We start from the raw sequence: 15493 nt of genomic DNA, 5'->3' as shown, positions 1-15493 counted from the left end.
CGTCGTGCCTCTCGTTGGTGATGCCGGTCGGTGTCCTCGTGCGCTAGCTGCCCATGAGGAAGCCGACGATCGTGAACGCGGCGGAGACGATGATGACGCCGACGAGGAGTCGGCCGAGCCAGCCGCCGATCTCTCCGCCTTCGCCGCGGCGGGCGGAGACGGTCATGGTGACGCCGAGGATGATCAGGCCGACGACGGCGACGCCGAGGCCGACCCATTTGGCCCAGCCCATGACGGTGGTGAAGGCCTCGAATCCGGGCGGCATGCCCCCGGGGCCCGGGTCGGGGACGACGGCCCCGAAGCTGCCGGCGGCTGTGATCAGGTCGGAGGTGAGGGCGAGTACAGACATGGTGTTCTCCGTTTCGTGTGGTGGTGGTGCGGGGTGTTCGGCGCCGCCGGTGAGGGCGCCGAAAAGGTCCGGCTATCCGGTGGTGAGGGGGCCGTCGGCGTAGGCGACGTCGAAGTGCAGGTGGTTCGGGGTGTCTGTGAACTGGGTGATGTGCTGGTAGCTGGTCGAGCGGCACTGGATCTGCCCGGCACGCGAGCCCGCCGGAACCTGTGGGTCCAGGACGGTGAGGAGCGTGAGCGCGTTCACGTCGCAGCCGGTCGTGGCCGTGCCGTCGAAGGAGAAGAAATCGACCGCGTTCCCGCCGCCGTTCATCCAGTGCGAAGAGCCGGTGCCGGCGCCTAGGAGGGATCCGGTGCACTGGCGGTTGAGGTCGGAGACGCCGACCTTCCCGAACGTGTTCAGCGCGATGGTGATGATCTGGAGGATCCGCACGTCGATGCCACAGTTCTCCTTGGCGGTCCCGGCGGCCATGTCGCGGATCTGCTGCGCGTACCTTTCCTCGAGCAGTCGCAGGCGCCCCTCGTCCATCGCCGTCACGAGGCCGGCTGCGAGGGACTGCGCGTCGCCAGATACGGCGACGCATCCACCGATCGGCGCAGCCGTCGCAGGTGCGGTGCTGGCCGGCGTCGACGGAACATCGACCGGTGCAGCGGTCGTCGCGGGGGCGGTCGTGCTGCTGCCGAGGCCGTTGAGGTAGGTCATGATCGCCACGGCGTCGGCGCGGTACTTCGTGTAGTGGTTCGGGTCGGCGTTGCGCTGGACATTGTTGATCGCGATCGAGGGCTCCATCGACTGCCAACCCTCGACCGCGACGAGGCGGTCGTAGAAGAAGCCCGCCGAGGTCGTCGGGTCCATTCGCTGCTCAACGGTGCCCCAGCTCGACTGCTGCTGGAACAGTCCGATCGAGTCGGCAACTGACCCGTCCGGGTTGATCGCACCGTCCCCGTGGGTGATGTTCACCAGGGAGGACTCCCCGATCGCTGTCTGCACGCCGAGCGTCTGCCCGTCCGCGCCGAGCCCCTTCGCGGCTCCCGCGTTCACGATCAGTGCAGCGTTCACGAGTTGGTCGTGCCCATAGGCGCCGACCTTCGCGTCCGCAGGGATGGCGGAGACGTTGACGGGCCCCCCGCCCGGCAGGCATGCCGCGGCAGCAGAGCCGCCGAAGAACAGCACCCACAACAGCATTGCGACCGCCACGACGGGCACCATGACCGCCGCCATTACCCCCAGTCCCCCCTTCTGCATTCGGCTATTCCGAGGCCAGAGGGGTGATCTGCTCGACGGCCCAGGGAGTGCTCTCGCTGGTGCGGTGGACGTACACGGAGTACTCCCCCGCGTCGGTGGGGACGAGGATGCGCATCGTGAACGCGCCGTCACCGTCGCGGACGGTCGCAGCGCCCGTGAGGCTCGTGCAGGGCACGTTTGCCGGGTCGACCGTCTCGTAGGCCACTGCGGCCCGCTGGCTCAAAAACGGGTAGAGCTCGCTGATCCAGGTGTCGTAACCGACCGTTGGACGGCAGAACGCCACCACCGCCTCCGTCGCAATCGCGACGGCTGTGCTCATGAGAGACGGTTCTGGGGACGGCTCCGTGTCGACCGGTTGTACGCCCTCAGGGGTCGGCGTCGGCGATGAGAGTCGGGTGTTGGGGAGAGGTGAGGCGGTCTGCGGTGACTCGTTCTCACGTGACGCCTCACCTGGCGAAGTCGACGAGCAGCCGCTCACGAGGAGGGAGGCGACGAGGGCGAACAAGACGGTTGAGTACCGAGACGAAGAAGCGGGCACATGACAAAACTACCGATTTCGGTAGCTATTGCAACCCGGTTCGGTTACCGAAATGGGCTTATATCATCTTTGGTACATTCCAGGGGTGGCTAGACGACCGGCGCCGGGACCGACCGACTTTTCGCGACGCGTGGTCCGCGCGGTCGAGACGCTCCGCGATCGTGCACGACTGACCAACACCGAACTCATCCGTGCTGCAGGCATCTCGGCGAACTACTTCTACATCCGTCTGCGCGGCGAAGCGCCGTTCACCACCAACGACATCGAGAAGCTCGCTGGAGCCTTCGGGGTCGAACCGTACGAAGTGCTGCAGCTCGCGTCTTCTCCGAACCCGGAAGACGGTGGCGGAGAGCTCACTGCTGAGCGCATCGACGGCAGGGAGTTCGCTCGACGACTCCGATTCCTCGCCGAAGGGCCGACGAGTGCGGATGCTCAGATCTTCACGCTCGACACCCTCGTTCAGTCCATCCGCGGTCGTGACATCAGCTTCGAGCCGAAGGACTGGGATGAGCTGCTTGAGCTGGAGGGCTCCACGCGGCTCCCAGTCGATCTGCTCGTCGGTCTCAGCGAGTTCTTCGGCGTCAGCTACGAGTACCTGACTGCAAGGCGTGAAGACGAAGCCAGCGAGCTCATCGAAGCGGAGATCCGCTTCCACCGGGCGCTACTGGCTACCGGAGCCACCTCGGTCAGTGCTCGAGCGCTTGGGGGCATGAACGCGAAGCAGCTCGCCGCCGTGACCAAGGCGATTCTGTCGATCGAGCGAACTCCGAAGGAGGGCACTACCGAATGAGCACCACCCAGAGCAACGAAGCCCTGTGGTTCGAACACGCCGACGTCGCCGCACGCACGACGCAGACGTTCGAGGAGAACCGGTTCCAGGACGATCAGACCCTGGATGCCCTCCTCAAGCATGTCTCTGACCTGCACGGCAAACCGATCCACGTCGATGCCATCGACGACGATGACTGGCAGACGCTCACAGCTCTCTGGGTCGATTTCCCCGACGAGGCCCAGATTCTCTACCGCTCGACCGATACCCGGCTCTACCAGATGCACTGCATCCTGCACGAACTCGCTCATATCGCCCTCCGCCACCCCGGCTGCAACGTCCTTGGGGACGACTCTTCCGTCGCCTCCTATCGGGGGACGAACGGAGTCGTGCGCGGCCGGCTCCTAGAAGCAGGCGGCTTGGAGGACCTCGAGAACGTCGATGGGGACCGGCGCATTCTCGAAGGCGAAGCAGAGCACCTCGCCCATCTTCTTTCCCGCTCACTCCTGCGTCCTCGTTTCCGGGAGGACGAGGAGGTCTTCGGGTAGATGCAGGCTCTAGCCCTGATCGCTCTTGCGGTCCTCGCCGTCGTCTTCGTCGCCCGGATCCCCGCTGCTGTCTCCCAGCCCTCGAGCCGGCTGTCCTGGCTCGCGAGCGGAGTCGGCTCCCTCGCGCTCCTCACCCGAGTCCACCCCGGATTGGACCGGTTCCTCGGTGGCGAGAACTACATCAACCTCGCCCAGAACGTCCTGGCGACCACCGCGTTCTGGTTGGTCATGAGAGCAGCCCTCCTTCAGTCCCGCAGCACCCCACGATTCTGGACGAGGAAGCTCATCCTCGCCGCCATGGTCGTGTCCTTCGTCGTGCCGTTCCTGTTCATCACCGACAAGGAACCCACCTCGAAAACTTTCATCACCGAGCACATCTCCCAGACAAGTACCTGGCTTTACGCCAGCATCTACATGACGGCGATCCTCGCCATCTCGACGATGCTCCTCCTTGGTCTCCGTCGCAGAAAAGCGCGCTCCTACGGCTTCTTCGTCGCAGGCAGCAGCCTCGTCATCCTCGCCTGCATCGACGAGATCATCGTCTTGTCCCTCGACCACTTCGAGATCACCGACCTCGGTTTCCGCGTCCTCCTGCGGAACGCGTTCGACTTCCTGTTCTACTGCGGCGTGATCCTCATCGTCACCGGAATCGCCTCATTCACTCTGCAGAAGGCCATGCGCGAGGCACGACTCAGTCGGCATGCACGGCGACTTCGCCGCCTCGCCGGCAGACTCGCGGTGATGCCGACTACGAACGGGTCAAGTCGCGCTCGAGACGAATCATCGATCGCGGTCGTGTATGACCTGGTCATCGCGCTACGCGACTTCGAGAACGCTCACCGCGGCCGTCTGACACCAGCCGACGCTCGTCACGTTGCAGCGGCGGAGGCCATCGTGATGGAACAGCTCCCCTCCCCCGCGACCACAAGAGCTTGGACTCGATGAGCGCCCGGCAAGGCGGCGTGAGAGCTGTCGCAGGAGTAGCGGGAGCCGCTGTGACTGCCCTCTCCCTGCTGGCAGGCGTCGGTGTCGTCCTGGGGCGGCGAGTCGTGATGCCCGGGCGCAAGAGGACCGTGCAGGTCCTCTCGGCGACCCCGGACAGCCTCACTCTCCACGCCACGCCCGAAACCCTTCACGACGGCGAGTACGGCTTCTGGTTCGACTCCGATCGGGGCCACGCGCTCGTCGGCCGGATCCTTCATCACGACGCGATCGAGCGGACCGTTCGGCGCGAGGTTCTTCGAGTCACCGGCGGCGATCTCTCTACCGCTCACGAAGGCCGATGGACCGGGCACGTCTTCGCACGTCCTGAGGACATCGACCCGCGCGTGCGCGAGATTCACGTCGACGCGCCAACAGGCCCATGTCCGGCGTGGCTCTTCCCGTCGACCGGCGGCGAGGGCGAAACAACCTGGGCGATCCACGTGCACGGCATACGCACCACCCGCATCACCGCGCTGCGCTCAGTCCCGGCAGCACGCAAGCTCGGCTACACGTCGCTCGTTCCTTCGTTCCGAGGTGACGGAGATGGGCCACCAGCGAAGAACAGGGCGTCGACTCTCGGTCAAAGCGAATGGGATGACGTCGATGCTGCGATCAACTACGCCGTGGAGCACGGAGCGCACAGCATCGTTCTGTTCGGCTGGTCCCTCGGTGGCGGCATCGCACTTCAACTCACCGAGCGGTCTCGACACCGCCAACTCATCACCGCCCTCGTCCTCATCGCGCCCGCCACCGACTGGCGGCAGGTCATTCGGGCTGGAGCGCGCCGTGCTCATCTGCCATCGGTGGTGGGTGCGCTTGGGACGTTCGCGCTCTCCACTCGCCCCCTCAGCACCCTCGTAGGACTTCCCGGGCCCATCGATTTCGATGCCCTGGACTGGACCAAAGGACCGAGACTCACCGTTCCGACCCTCCTCATCCACTCAGAAGGAGATCGGGAGGTGCCTGCCTCGTTGTCACGGGCCTTCGTGAGCGTGAACGTCGAGCGGAGCGCGCTAGCCCTGCTCCCGCCCGCTGCGCATGCCTGGGAGTACAACGTCGCGCCGGACGTCTTCGACGCCTCGGTTCGTGAGTGGTTGCAGAGTCCTGGCTGACCCTCTGGACGGTGTACCGGAATCGGTACGGGAGCGGCACCTATTTTGGTAGGGTGCCGACATGGTTGTTCGACGGGAGTCTCATGCCCCGGCAGGTAGGGGCCGTCACGGCGCGACTTGGGCTGACGCCCCTGCCCCTCGGCAGCAATCGCGCTTAATCCCGGGATTGATCCGCCCTACGCGCGGCGTGGCGCGCACAATCCCGGGGTTAAATCACCACTCTGGTGGCATGGCTCCGATCAAGCAGAAGCGACGCGCGCGCAACGGCGCCGTCACCGTGCCCGTCGAGTTTCAGATGCCTCACGTGCTAAAGGACGACGTCGACGGCGCCGCCAAGGCCTCAGGCGTCTCCCGCTCGCTGTACTTCGAGCTTCTGGCAGATCAGCTCCGCGACTCCACCGGGCGCCTGCCCGTGCTGGCACCGACGTTCGATATCGACCAGGAGGCGCACATCTCCGCCGCTTAAACGAAGGAGGCCCGCCGAAGCGGGCCTCACCAAGTTTCGTAGCTCGTACCCCGACACCGACCAAAGCAACGGGTCCGAGCTAATCAAGTCACCACCCTCACGGGAGGCTTCTCTATGCCCGAAAGATTACACGACGGGCTGAGAGATTCAATGATGGATCTTTCGGCGCGCCGTAGCAGCTCGTCGACGCTCGGCGGTGACGCATGGTCCCTGACGCGTCGGCTGAGCCCGCGCGGCACTGTCCGGACGATGCGCCGCGACGCCTACGGGCGCTTGGATGAGAACGCGTATCCCATGGCGTTCCTGATTTCTCCAGTTGCCCCGAGCACTCCCTGGGCGGTCTACCTTGCGGACGACACAGGCACGTTCCGGCTGCTCTGCTTCGACTTCGACGGCAAGGACTCCCACGGCGTCGACGCGGACCTCATGGAGCAGGCCGCGGACGACTGCGACGCTCTCTCCGCCGTTCTGGACGCGCACCATGTGGCCCACCTGGTGTGCCAGTCCTCAGGGACCGGCGGCCGGCACCTGTGGATCGCACTCGCCGAGGGTGCGCCGGCCGAGTTGGTGGCTCGGTTGGCGATCGCTGCTCGCGCGAACTTCCGCACGCTGGATCACGGGATGCTCTGCAACCCCCGCACCGGCGCCGCTCGACCGCCGCTGTCCCCGCACCGCGACGGCAGTTTCTCGAGCGTTCTCCGCGGCCGCGTGGAGGAGCTGCTGGACGCGACCGTCACCGTGGCCGCGGTCGAGTCCGTGACTACTGCGCTGCAAGCGTCCCGCCCGCCCCGGTCTGTCGACGCCGCTCCCCCGGTCGCCGCGACGACTGCGCATCGGGCGCACCGCCAGCTCAGCGCTGCCGGCGCCGGGCACATGGCGACGGCGGGTGGCGGCGCGAATCCGTCGTGGACGGCGTTCATGTGCCTGCTCTCCGCGGCGCACGCTGGCTGGTCCTTGACCGACGTCGAGCACGCCGCGCGGACCGCTCCCGGGATGGAGCACTTCCGGACCAAGAACACCGGTCGCGGCCACCGCCGTCCGCGCTCGCGGGACGAAGCGGCCGAGCGCCTGACGCGGCAGTGGCAGAAGGCGCTCCAGTACGCGGCGCTGCACGCCGTTCTCCCGTCCGAGCGCGAGCCGGGCGACATGGTGGAGCTGGAGAGCCTCGTCGGCTCCGTCAGCGCTCTCCTCGAGCGGTTCCGGGTGAGCCCGGGCCGGTGGGGCCGGAGTGAGCGGGCGACGTCGGAGAAGACGATTCTCACCGCGCTGGCCTACCTGACCCTGCATACCGGCAAGCGCACCGTCGCCGCATCCATCCGAGACCTCGCCCTCCTCGCGGGCCTGGGCCGCACCACCGCGGCCAGCGCCCTGCGGACTCTCCGCGAAGACGGCTACGTGCAGCTCGCCGTCCGCGCGGACGGCTCGAACGCCAGCGAATGGCGACTGTCCGAGCATTTTTCCACAGGCCCACTGCAAGGTCCGGCCACAACCACTAATAACCCCCGCCCCCCCGGTCCGATCTTCACCGAACGAACCATGCTCCTGACCATGCTCGAAGTAGACCTCACCGACACCCGGCACGATCTCTTCACCCGCGCTGGCCTGGGACACCTGGCAGGAAAGACCTACGCTCTGCTGCGTCGCGAAGGGACCCTCGCCCTCGACGCCGCAGCCACGCTGCTCGGAGTCACTACTCGCACCGCCGCCACTGCTCTCTCCCGCCTACGCACACACCGGCTGATCATCAAGCACACGACCGGGTGGACCCGCGCCAAGCGTGACCTCCGCACTGCCGCAGCTCGCATCCTCGGCGTCGACGGAGCCCTCGCAGATCGAGCCCACCGATACGACGTCGAACGCGAGGTCTGGGCCTGGTGGCAAGCCGAACTGACCCACCGCTCCTCCTCCCCCAGGCAACGCCCACGACGCCGACACGTGTCGAGCCGACCCCTGTTCGAGGACACCACTCCCGGTGAGCGCGTCTGGCCGCTCTACCCCCGCGACGCCGCCGGCCGCGGCGATCACCGAGAAGCGCTGCATTGGGGACGCACCGGCATGCTCGCCCCCGGATCGCTCTGGTGGTCCTCCACCGCTGCCTAGCCCCCGACGTGGCCCTCGACGTCGACACGGATTTTCGACGAGCTCGACGCGCCCGAGACGGCTCCACCCAGCGGCCGAACCATTGGTACCCAGGAGCGCTGTCGGACCCTCCGACTTACATTCGACCTTCATCGAACGTATGTTCGAACGTATCAGGAGGTATCGAGATGACTGTGACGATCGTGGAGCGGATCTCGACTCCGGCCCTGGACGCCGTGGCGATCGCGTTCCTCGTCGCCGGCGACGCGGTAGCCGCCGGGTTCCCCTCTCCCGCGCAGGACTACTTCGACGGCTCCCTCGACCTCAACGACCACCTCATCCGCGACAAGACCTCCACCTTCATCGTCCGCGTCTCCGGGGAGAGCATGATCGGCGCCGGCATCAGCGACGGCGACGAACTGGTGGTCGATCGCTCCCTCTCCCCCAAGCACGGCAACGTCGTCGTCGCGATCCTCGACGGCGAACTCACCGTCAAACGCCTCGAACACTCCCCCGGCGGCGTCATCCTGCGCGCCGAGAACTCCGAGTACCCGCCGATCCTCGTCCCTGAACTCAGCGACCTCCAGATCTGGGGCGTCGTCACCGCCTGCCTCCACCGCCTCCACCGTGCGCTCTGAACAGCGCAAGCGTCATCCTCACCAACCTCTCCCCCAGGAACTCCCACGCCTCCCTCGACGTCTTCGATACCGCCTTCGACACCAGGGGCCTCGGCGCGACCATCGATGCCGTGACCAAGCGCCATGGCCGCTCCGCTGTCGGCCTCGGACTCCCCGCGGTCCGCAAGGGACCCGTCTGGACGATGAAGCGCGGCGCGCTCTCCCGACGCCCCACAACCCCTTGGGGCGAACTGGCGATGGCGTTCGCGCACTGACCGCAGCTGCAGGCGTATGGAGACATGAACCACATTGCGGTGTAAGTTCCAAACTTCGAAAGATACAGAACTACAAAGTCTGTAACTTTGGTCCCAGGTCGCCACGCCGTGGTCTGTAAGTTTCAGAATCACGAACTCTGTAAGTCGTATTGTGAGACTGGGGAGCCCAGTGTGTCAGGGAGACGGAAGAGGACCCGTCTACAGAGTTACAGACTTTGTAGTTCTGTAGATCACAGGCTTTGTTGACGGCCGAAGTTGCTGGTGGCGGGGAAGTTCCACGTGCCACCTGGACCTAGTGGAACGAACTGGGCTCAAGCGTTAGAAGAGACCTGCGTCGCAAGCGTCCGTCGATGTCCCAGCGCTGCTCGGAGGCGACCAGGTGCAACTCGGGTCGTCGAGGGCGGTGGTACCACGTACTTCGTGGGTTACAGACGTCCGAAGTTAGGGACCTTTCGCCGAACTTTGGTACTCTGTAACTACGGGAGTGAGAGGAGCATCCATGCGCATCGTGTCCCTGGCAAATCAGAAGGGCGGGGTCGGGAAGACGACGAGTCTGATGAACCTTGCGGCCGTCGCCGCCAAGAACGCGCGAGTGCTCGTGGTCGACGTCGACCCCCAACAGTCGACCACCATGTGGGCGGCTCGGGCAGGGGAGCGGCTGCCCTTCGACTTCGCGGAGAACACCGACCCCAACACGCTCACACGCCTGCGGGAGCTGCCGTACGACGTGGTCTTCGTAGATACACCAGGAAACCTGACTGATACGGCGATCCTCGGTGCCGTTCTCGATGTCTCCGACTTCGCGATCGTGCCGATGGTTCCAGAAGCGCTTGCTGTCGATCCGACGCGCAACACGATCAGCAAGCTCATCGAGCCCCGAGATGTTCCGTACCGAGTCCTGCTCGGCAAGGTGGACATGCGTGTACCGAACCTCCTCGAAGACTGGGTCAATCTCGTGGATGTAAGCCTCAAGCTCCCTCGCTTCAAGCAGCACATCCGACAGTACAAATCGATCAGCGATTCGCCGCTCACCGGAGACGTTGTGACGCAGTACCCCGACACCAGGCAAACCGCCAATGCGATCTACGACTACAACGCAGTCGCCCTGGAGCTCACCTCCATCTGGGCGCACTCGACCACGAGGAGCTCCTAATGGCCCGCCAGGACCTCAGCGCCATGCTGTCTACGCCGCCCCAGGCGGATCTGTCTCTCACTCCCCCCGAAGCATCCCCAGAGGTGGTGAAGCCTCTTCAGCCGTCGAAGTCGCCGGGAGTGGAAGACGACGCCTCTGCAACTCGACAGGACCCGGCTGAGGGAGCCGGCTACCGGTCCTTCGCCAGGAAAGAAGCGAAGATCCGAGACGATCAGTACACCGCGCTGACTGCGCACGCGCGTCGACTCACGCGAACCAGGCCCGCCGGGACCGAGCGAATCACGGAGAACACCCTCATCCGAGTAGCGATCGATCTTCTTCTCGAGAGAGGTGATCAGATCGCGGGCGGGTCGGAGGCCGAGATTCGGAAGTCTGTTGGTCTGTAAGTAACAGACTTGGTGGGAGACGTCCCTTGCCGCCATCCTTGAGCACGCCCTCCGCTCGGGTATTTCACTGACCGTGACGGTCCTTCGATAGAATGATCTATAGGAGGTGGTTGCCATGGCGATCGCTCAGAGGCCCGATGGGGACACCGTTCGCCGGCTACGCAGCCGTCAGGTCGTGACGAGAGTGTCGTACCTGCGGGAGCTGCGCCGGGCCGCGCAGGACACCACGCAGAGGCAACTCGCGCACCTGATCGGTATCTCCCAGCCCTCCGTCAACAGCGCCTTGAAGTCGGCGGCCGCCGTGCCGGACGTGCGCCCGGGGTTCTCCGGCGCCACCACCTACGAAATCGCCCAGCGCTACGACGCCGGCGAGCTGACGCGCGAGCAGACCATCGATGAGCTCGGCCGCTGGTCGTACCGACCCGGCTCGCCCAGCGACGGCTACGACTGGACGACCGGCGACGCGGGGGAGTTCGCGGACGTCCGACGCGCGTTCAGCGAGCACCTGATCGACGCGGAGATGTACGACGAGATCCTGACCCGCTACAGCGAGCAAGGTCGGTGACGGGCGAGGACTCGTCAGCGATCGCCGCGCACCGCGAGACGGTGCGCGAGTGGGCTCGGGCCGGCGGCCCGCTGAGCCCTGCCGGCGAGCGGGCGACGGTCAACAACCGCGACTGGTTCGTCCGGGACCCTGATGGCACGTATCAGCCGCGCGCTGCGCGGCAAGAGCTGCACGATCGACTCGTGGCCGAGTACCGCGATCGCTTCCCTGACGTGCGCGCGGACCGGAAGGCGATCATCCTCGCCGGCCCGCCCGGGGCCGGGAAGTCGACCGTCCTCGCGGACGTGCTCGGCGCCGACCGCGGCGCGTGGATCACCGTCGACGCGGACGAGTTTAAGCGCGCCCTGCTCACCGAGGCGATCAAGGACGGCAGCTACGACCGCGCGATCATCCCGTCAGAAGTTCGAGCCGCCGAGGCGGCGGGGGAGCGGTTCTTCCCGCTCGAGCTGGCCTCCCTCGTCCACGAAGAGTCGTCCATCCTCGCGCTCCAACTGCGCAGCGAGGCGGTGCGCGACGGTCAGAACCTCGTGATCGACACCGTGCTCTCCTCACCCGAGAAGGCCGTCGAGCTGGGGCAGCGACTCGGATCCGCCGGCTACAGCGTCGAGGTCATCGACGTGGAGGTCCCGTTCGAGCTGTCGGAGTCGCGCATCGCCGGCCGCTGGCAGCAGTCCTACGAACGCGCCCTCGACGGCGCCGACGAGCTCGGCGGCCGATGGGTGCCCAGCGAGTACGCCCGCGGCGTCTACGCCGGCCCGGACGGCCGCTCCCTCCCCGAGGTCGCCGCCGAGCAGCTGGCCGACACCGGACCGACCGTCATGCGCTACCGCCGCTACAGCACCGCCGCCGAAGGGCAGCCGCGCACGCTCGACGTCGACAAGTCGCGCACCGCGTTCGGAGAACCCCTGATCGACACTGCCCTCGCGCAAGCACGAGCGACCGTTACCCGCAGCTTCCCCACGACGCCGGCGCAGGCGCCGGACCGCGGCGACCGAAGCCGTTAGACCCACTGCCGGCGGCGCCCGTCAGCCTGCACTCTTCCTCTACCCGTTCCGGGGGCCGCTAGACGCGGCACCGGCGATGCCGGGGGAGGGAGGCCGCTGCGCGGCCCGTTCTTGCGCGTTTTCTTCACCTCTCCGCGGTTTCAACCTATTTCGCTCCGGCGGCTGCGTGCCACCGATCCCGAACGCGGTCGCTGCGCTCCCTCACATCGCTCGTGATCGGCGTCACTCCGCCGCCTCCACTCAAACGGTCTTCCCCGCCGGAGAGGCAAAGAAAAACGATCAGCCAGAGGGAGACACACCATGAGTCAGCAGCGCGGCACCCGTACCGAGGTCATCACGAGCGAGTACCACGGACCCGGAGCGGACGGGATCAGCCGGACCGCCCGTCAGGTGGTCATCGTCGGCGCCGGTGGCCGCGACCCGGTGACCGAGCAGACACCGGCCGTGCACCTGGTCACCCGCGAGGGCCGCGCGGGGCTTCCCGGGGTGACGTTGCAGCACTTCGAGCCCGTGGAGGCGCTGCCCGCGGATCGCGTCGGCTACATGGCCTCCGGTGCCTACGTCGTCGTGCCGGTCGACGTCGCGCGAGCGCTCGACCTGTTCCCGGCCGCGTACGCGCTGCACGACCGCAGCGAGACGCCCGCCGACTACCGCGCCAACGACTGACCCCCCGAACCGAGAAGGAGAACCGACATGCTCACCATCACCCACACCCCCGAAGCCGGAACGATCATCGAGGGCACCAGCCGCGGCGACGGCACCGCCGAGATCCTCAAGGCGTCCGGCTGGCGCTGGGGCCGCTCCATCAGCGCGTGGTACGTCCCGCAGTCCCGTGACCGCCTGCCGAAGTGGTGGACCATCAACCGCGCCGCGACCGCCCTGCGCGACGCCGGACACGAGGTCACCATCGAAGCCGAAGAGACGTTCCGCCCGACCATCGAGGCGGAGGCGGCGACCATCGAGCGCCAGGCCGTCCGGGTCGACGCGCTCGACGCGAAGGCCGACCGCCGCGCCGTCGACGCCGATACCGCCGACGCGGCCGCGCGCCGCGCGTTCGATCGGCTCCCGGAGGGTGGCGAGCCGATCAAGATCGGCCACCACTCCGAGACGCGGCACCGCAACGCGATCGAGAAGGCCCACAACGCGATGGGCCGCAGCGTCGAGGCCGACCGCGAGGCCACCCGCGCCCGCGCCCGCGCCGACGTCGCCGCCCACACCACCGAACACCGCTACGCCCCCGGAATGGTCGCCCGCCGCATCGACCGGCTCGACACCGACATTCGCGGATGCACGCGGAAGATCGAGGGCAGCTCGCACAACTTCGGCGGCGGCTACATCGAAACGACCGCCCCCGCCACCGGCGCTTACCGGGAGCGGCTGCTCACCCAGCGCGCGCAGCTCGACGACCAGCGCGACTACTGGACCGCCGTCCGCGAAACGCAAGCCGCCGCCGGACAAGTCACGATCCACAGCCGAGACACGATCGCCAAGGGCGACATGATCAAGCACCGCTTCGGCTGGCACGTCGTGACCCGCGTGAACCCCAAGAGCGTGACCGTCGCGCTCGACTGGAACGACGGAACCCGCCCCTACAAAGTCGCCTACGCCGACGTTCAGGGACACCACACCGCCGCCGAGGTTGAGGCAGCCCGTACCGCGGCCGCCGAGAAGGCCGCCGCGAGCTAAACGGCGAGGGCTACCTACCTATATAGGTAGGTAGCCCGTGAGGGGCGGGCCCTCACGCTCCCCGGGGATCCCGCTCCGGGAGGCGCGAGCTGCGCTCGTGCAGCGGCGACGGAGCGCCGCCAGAAGGTCGCCCGGCTGCGCCGGCCGCCGTTGGTCGCCCTACTTTTTTGCCGTGAAGCCTTCGGCGGCGCCGGATCGCGCGGAAGCAGTAGGCCGATAGCGTGCGCGGAAGATGCATTCAGTGGAGCAGCGCTCGTCCCGGTCAGGGCACGCGGCGAGGTCGTGGTCCGCGCGGCTGAGGCGGCTGCGCAGCTCATCGAGTCGCGCCCGCTTCTCGTCCAGTTGCCGCACCCGCTCCGCGAGGAGCGGGCGCAGTCCGTCGCGGACGTCCGTGCAGGAGGTGGTTTCGAGGGCGCGGAGGTGCCGGCCGATGTCCTCGAGTGGGAGGCCGAGTTCCTTGCTGGACTCGATGAGGTCCAGGCGGGCGAGCACGTCCGCGTCGTAGTCGCGGTACCCGTTGCTGCTGCGGCTCGGGGTGAGGAGTCCGATGGACTCGTAGTACCGCAACGCCGTCGCGGAGACGCCGCTGCGCTTGCTGACATCCGAGATTCGCACACGCCGACCCTACGGCCGGAGCCCCCGCTTGACCTTCAAGCGGCTCGAACGTTTACCGTTGCACCCCGTGCCCCTCCTCCTTCCCGGTCTGCTGCCGTGAGCGCGTTTGTCGCCTGGCTCGAGCATCGCCAGATCGCCCACTATCTCGTCGCGATCGCGGCCGGCGCTGCGCTCGGGCTGCTGCTGCCCGCCGCGCACCATCTGGAGGTCGCGATCGAGCCGGTGCTCGCGCTGCTGCTGTTCGCCACGTTCCTCGGCGTCCCGTTCGCCGCGATCGGCCGGTCACTGCGTGACGGCCGTTTCCTCGCGGCGGTCGGGGTCTTGAACTTCGTCGTCGTGCCCGTCGTCGCCTATGGCCTGTCCCGGTTCGTGGCGGACACTCCTGCGTTGCTGTTCGGGGTGCTGCTGGTGCTGCTGACGCCGTGCATCGACTACGTGATCGTCTTCGCCGGCCTCGCCGGAGGCGCGTCCGACCGGCTGCTCGCCGCGGCGCCGCTGCTGATGCTCGCGCAGATCCTGCTCCTGCCGCTGTATCTGCTGCTCTTCCTCGGAACGGGGGGCGTCGCCGTGGTCGAGGTCGGCCCGTTCGCGCGCGCGTTCCTGCTGCTTATCGTCGTGCCGCTCACCGCGGCCGCTCTCGTGCAGGCCCTCGGCCGCCGGCACCGGGCGGGCCGGGTCATCGAGTCCACGATGCTCGGCCTGATGGTGCCGCTGATGATGGCGACCCTGTTCGTCGTCGTCGCCTCGCAGGCCGGCGCCGTCGGCGCGGCCGTCGGACAGCTGCTCGTCCTCATTCCGCTCTACGCAGGCTTCCTCGTCGTCATGGCTGCCGCCGGGCTCGGTGTCGCCCGCCTCTTCGGCCTCGAGTACTCCGCGACTCGCGCGCTCGTGTTCAGCGGCGCGACCCGCAACTCCCTCGTCGTCCTGCCGCTCGCCCTCGCGCTGCCCGCATCGCTCGCGCTCGCGCCGGTCGTCGTTGTCACCCAGACCCTGGTGGAACTCGTCGGCATGGTCGTGTTCGTTCGACTCATTCCGCGGCTCGCACCTGGTCGCCCCGCAGAATCGCCGCCGAGCGAAGTGAGCGGGCCCGCGCGGTAGGCAT

The 15493-nt window shown here is 67.2% G+C and carries 19 protein-coding genes; 15 read left to right on the top strand and 4 right to left on the bottom strand.

Annotated elements, in window-relative coordinates:
- Window positions 1-43: 43 nt before the first annotated feature.
- From ASG06_RS17535 to ASG06_RS17525, 3 genes are all read right to left on the bottom strand, one after another.
- Window positions 44-349, bottom strand: a complete 306-nt coding sequence (locus ASG06_RS17535) for a hypothetical protein (protein ID WP_056045694.1) — start codon at window positions 347-349, stop codon at window positions 44-46.
- A 72-nt stretch (window positions 350-421) separates the two neighbouring features.
- Complete coding sequence (locus ASG06_RS17530) at window positions 422-1558, bottom strand: hypothetical protein (RefSeq protein ID WP_156466050.1); 1137 nt, start codon at window positions 1556-1558, stop codon at window positions 422-424.
- Between the two features lie 40 nt (window positions 1559-1598).
- Entirely contained in the window at window positions 1599-1913 is a 315-nt protein-coding gene (locus ASG06_RS17525; RefSeq protein WP_056045686.1) for a hypothetical protein, read from the bottom strand.
- Between the two features lie 304 nt (window positions 1914-2217).
- Between ASG06_RS17525 and ASG06_RS17520 the strand changes: the two genes are divergently transcribed.
- The 14 genes from ASG06_RS17520 to ASG06_RS17460 all read left to right on the top strand — a co-directional run bounded on the left by ASG06_RS17520 (window position 2218) and on the right by ASG06_RS17460 (window position 13776).
- Window positions 2218-2922 (top strand): helix-turn-helix domain-containing protein, encoded by a 705-nt coding sequence (locus ASG06_RS17520; protein ID WP_133963501.1) that lies wholly within the window; start codon window positions 2218-2220, stop codon window positions 2920-2922.
- Window positions 2919-3449 carry a hypothetical protein gene (locus ASG06_RS17515; protein ID WP_056045680.1) on the top strand — a complete coding sequence of 177 codons (531 nt, stop codon included), beginning with the start codon at window positions 2919-2921 and terminating at the stop codon, window positions 3447-3449. The genes ASG06_RS17520 and ASG06_RS17515 overlap by 4 nt, the downstream gene beginning before the upstream one ends.
- A gap of 150 nt (window positions 3450-3599) precedes the next feature.
- Entirely contained in the window at window positions 3600-4394 is a 795-nt protein-coding gene (locus ASG06_RS17510; RefSeq protein WP_133963500.1) for a hypothetical protein, read from the top strand.
- Between the two features lie 50 nt (window positions 4395-4444).
- Window positions 4445-5545 (top strand): alpha/beta hydrolase family protein, encoded by a 1101-nt coding sequence (locus ASG06_RS17505; RefSeq protein ID WP_056045673.1) that lies wholly within the window; start codon window positions 4445-4447, stop codon window positions 5543-5545.
- A 229-nt stretch (window positions 5546-5774) separates the two neighbouring features.
- Window positions 5775-6011, top strand: a complete 237-nt coding sequence (locus ASG06_RS17500) for a hypothetical protein (RefSeq protein ID WP_056045669.1) — start codon at window positions 5775-5777, stop codon at window positions 6009-6011.
- 249 nt (window positions 6012-6260) lie between these two features.
- Window positions 6261-8111, top strand: coding sequence for a hypothetical protein (locus tag ASG06_RS17495; RefSeq protein ID WP_156466049.1), 1851 nt, complete (start codon window positions 6261-6263; stop codon window positions 8109-8111).
- Between the two features lie 167 nt (window positions 8112-8278).
- Window positions 8279-8728 (top strand): LexA family protein, encoded by a 450-nt coding sequence (locus tag ASG06_RS17490; protein WP_056045664.1) that lies wholly within the window; start codon window positions 8279-8281, stop codon window positions 8726-8728.
- Window positions 8680-8982, top strand: coding sequence for a DUF4113 domain-containing protein (locus ASG06_RS20660; RefSeq protein ID WP_082499394.1), 303 nt, complete (start codon window positions 8680-8682; stop codon window positions 8980-8982). Before ASG06_RS17490 ends, ASG06_RS20660 begins: the two co-directional genes overlap by 49 nt.
- Before the next feature lie 499 nt (window positions 8983-9481).
- Window positions 9482-10135: a ParA family protein gene (locus tag ASG06_RS17485; protein WP_056045660.1), complete on the top strand. Its 654-nt coding sequence runs from the start codon at window positions 9482-9484 to the stop codon at window positions 10133-10135.
- The gene (locus tag ASG06_RS20315) at window positions 10135-10521 is read left to right on the top strand and encodes a hypothetical protein (protein ID WP_197409455.1); all 387 of its coding nucleotides are present in this window, start codon (window positions 10135-10137) and stop codon (window positions 10519-10521) included. The genes ASG06_RS17485 and ASG06_RS20315 overlap by 1 nt, the downstream gene beginning before the upstream one ends.
- Before the next feature lie 115 nt (window positions 10522-10636).
- Window positions 10637-11086 (top strand): hypothetical protein, encoded by a 450-nt coding sequence (locus ASG06_RS17475; RefSeq protein WP_056045655.1) that lies wholly within the window; start codon window positions 10637-10639, stop codon window positions 11084-11086.
- Complete coding sequence (locus ASG06_RS17470; RefSeq protein ID WP_056045651.1) at window positions 11083-12090, top strand: zeta toxin family protein; 1008 nt, start codon at window positions 11083-11085, stop codon at window positions 12088-12090. Before ASG06_RS17475 ends, ASG06_RS17470 begins: the two co-directional genes overlap by 4 nt.
- Window positions 12091-12390: 300 nt before the next feature.
- A complete protein-coding gene (locus ASG06_RS17465; RefSeq protein WP_056045649.1) occupies window positions 12391-12756 on the top strand; it encodes a hypothetical protein in 366 nt (121 codons plus the stop codon).
- Window positions 12757-12783: 27 nt separating this feature from the next.
- Window positions 12784-13776 carry a DUF3560 domain-containing protein gene (locus tag ASG06_RS17460; protein ID WP_056045646.1) on the top strand — a complete coding sequence of 331 codons (993 nt, stop codon included), beginning with the start codon at window positions 12784-12786 and terminating at the stop codon, window positions 13774-13776.
- A gap of 159 nt (window positions 13777-13935) precedes the next feature.
- Here ASG06_RS17460 and ASG06_RS17455 read toward each other — a convergent pair whose 3' ends face one another.
- The gene (locus tag ASG06_RS17455) at window positions 13936-14391 is read right to left on the bottom strand and encodes a MerR family transcriptional regulator (protein ID WP_082499393.1); all 456 of its coding nucleotides are present in this window, start codon (window positions 14389-14391) and stop codon (window positions 13936-13938) included.
- 96 nt (window positions 14392-14487) lie between these two features.
- Between ASG06_RS17455 and ASG06_RS17450 the strand changes: the two genes are divergently transcribed.
- Window positions 14488-15489 (top strand): bile acid:sodium symporter, encoded by a 1002-nt coding sequence (locus ASG06_RS17450; RefSeq protein WP_056045643.1) that lies wholly within the window; start codon window positions 14488-14490, stop codon window positions 15487-15489.
- Window positions 15490-15493: the final 4 nt, after the last annotated feature.

Source organism: Rathayibacter sp. Leaf185 (assembly GCF_001423885.1).
Classification (GTDB): domain Bacteria; phylum Actinomycetota; class Actinomycetes; order Actinomycetales; family Microbacteriaceae; genus Rathayibacter.
The sequence above is the reverse complement of the archived record's forward strand: the minus strand, read 5'-3'. Positions and strand labels throughout refer to the sequence as shown.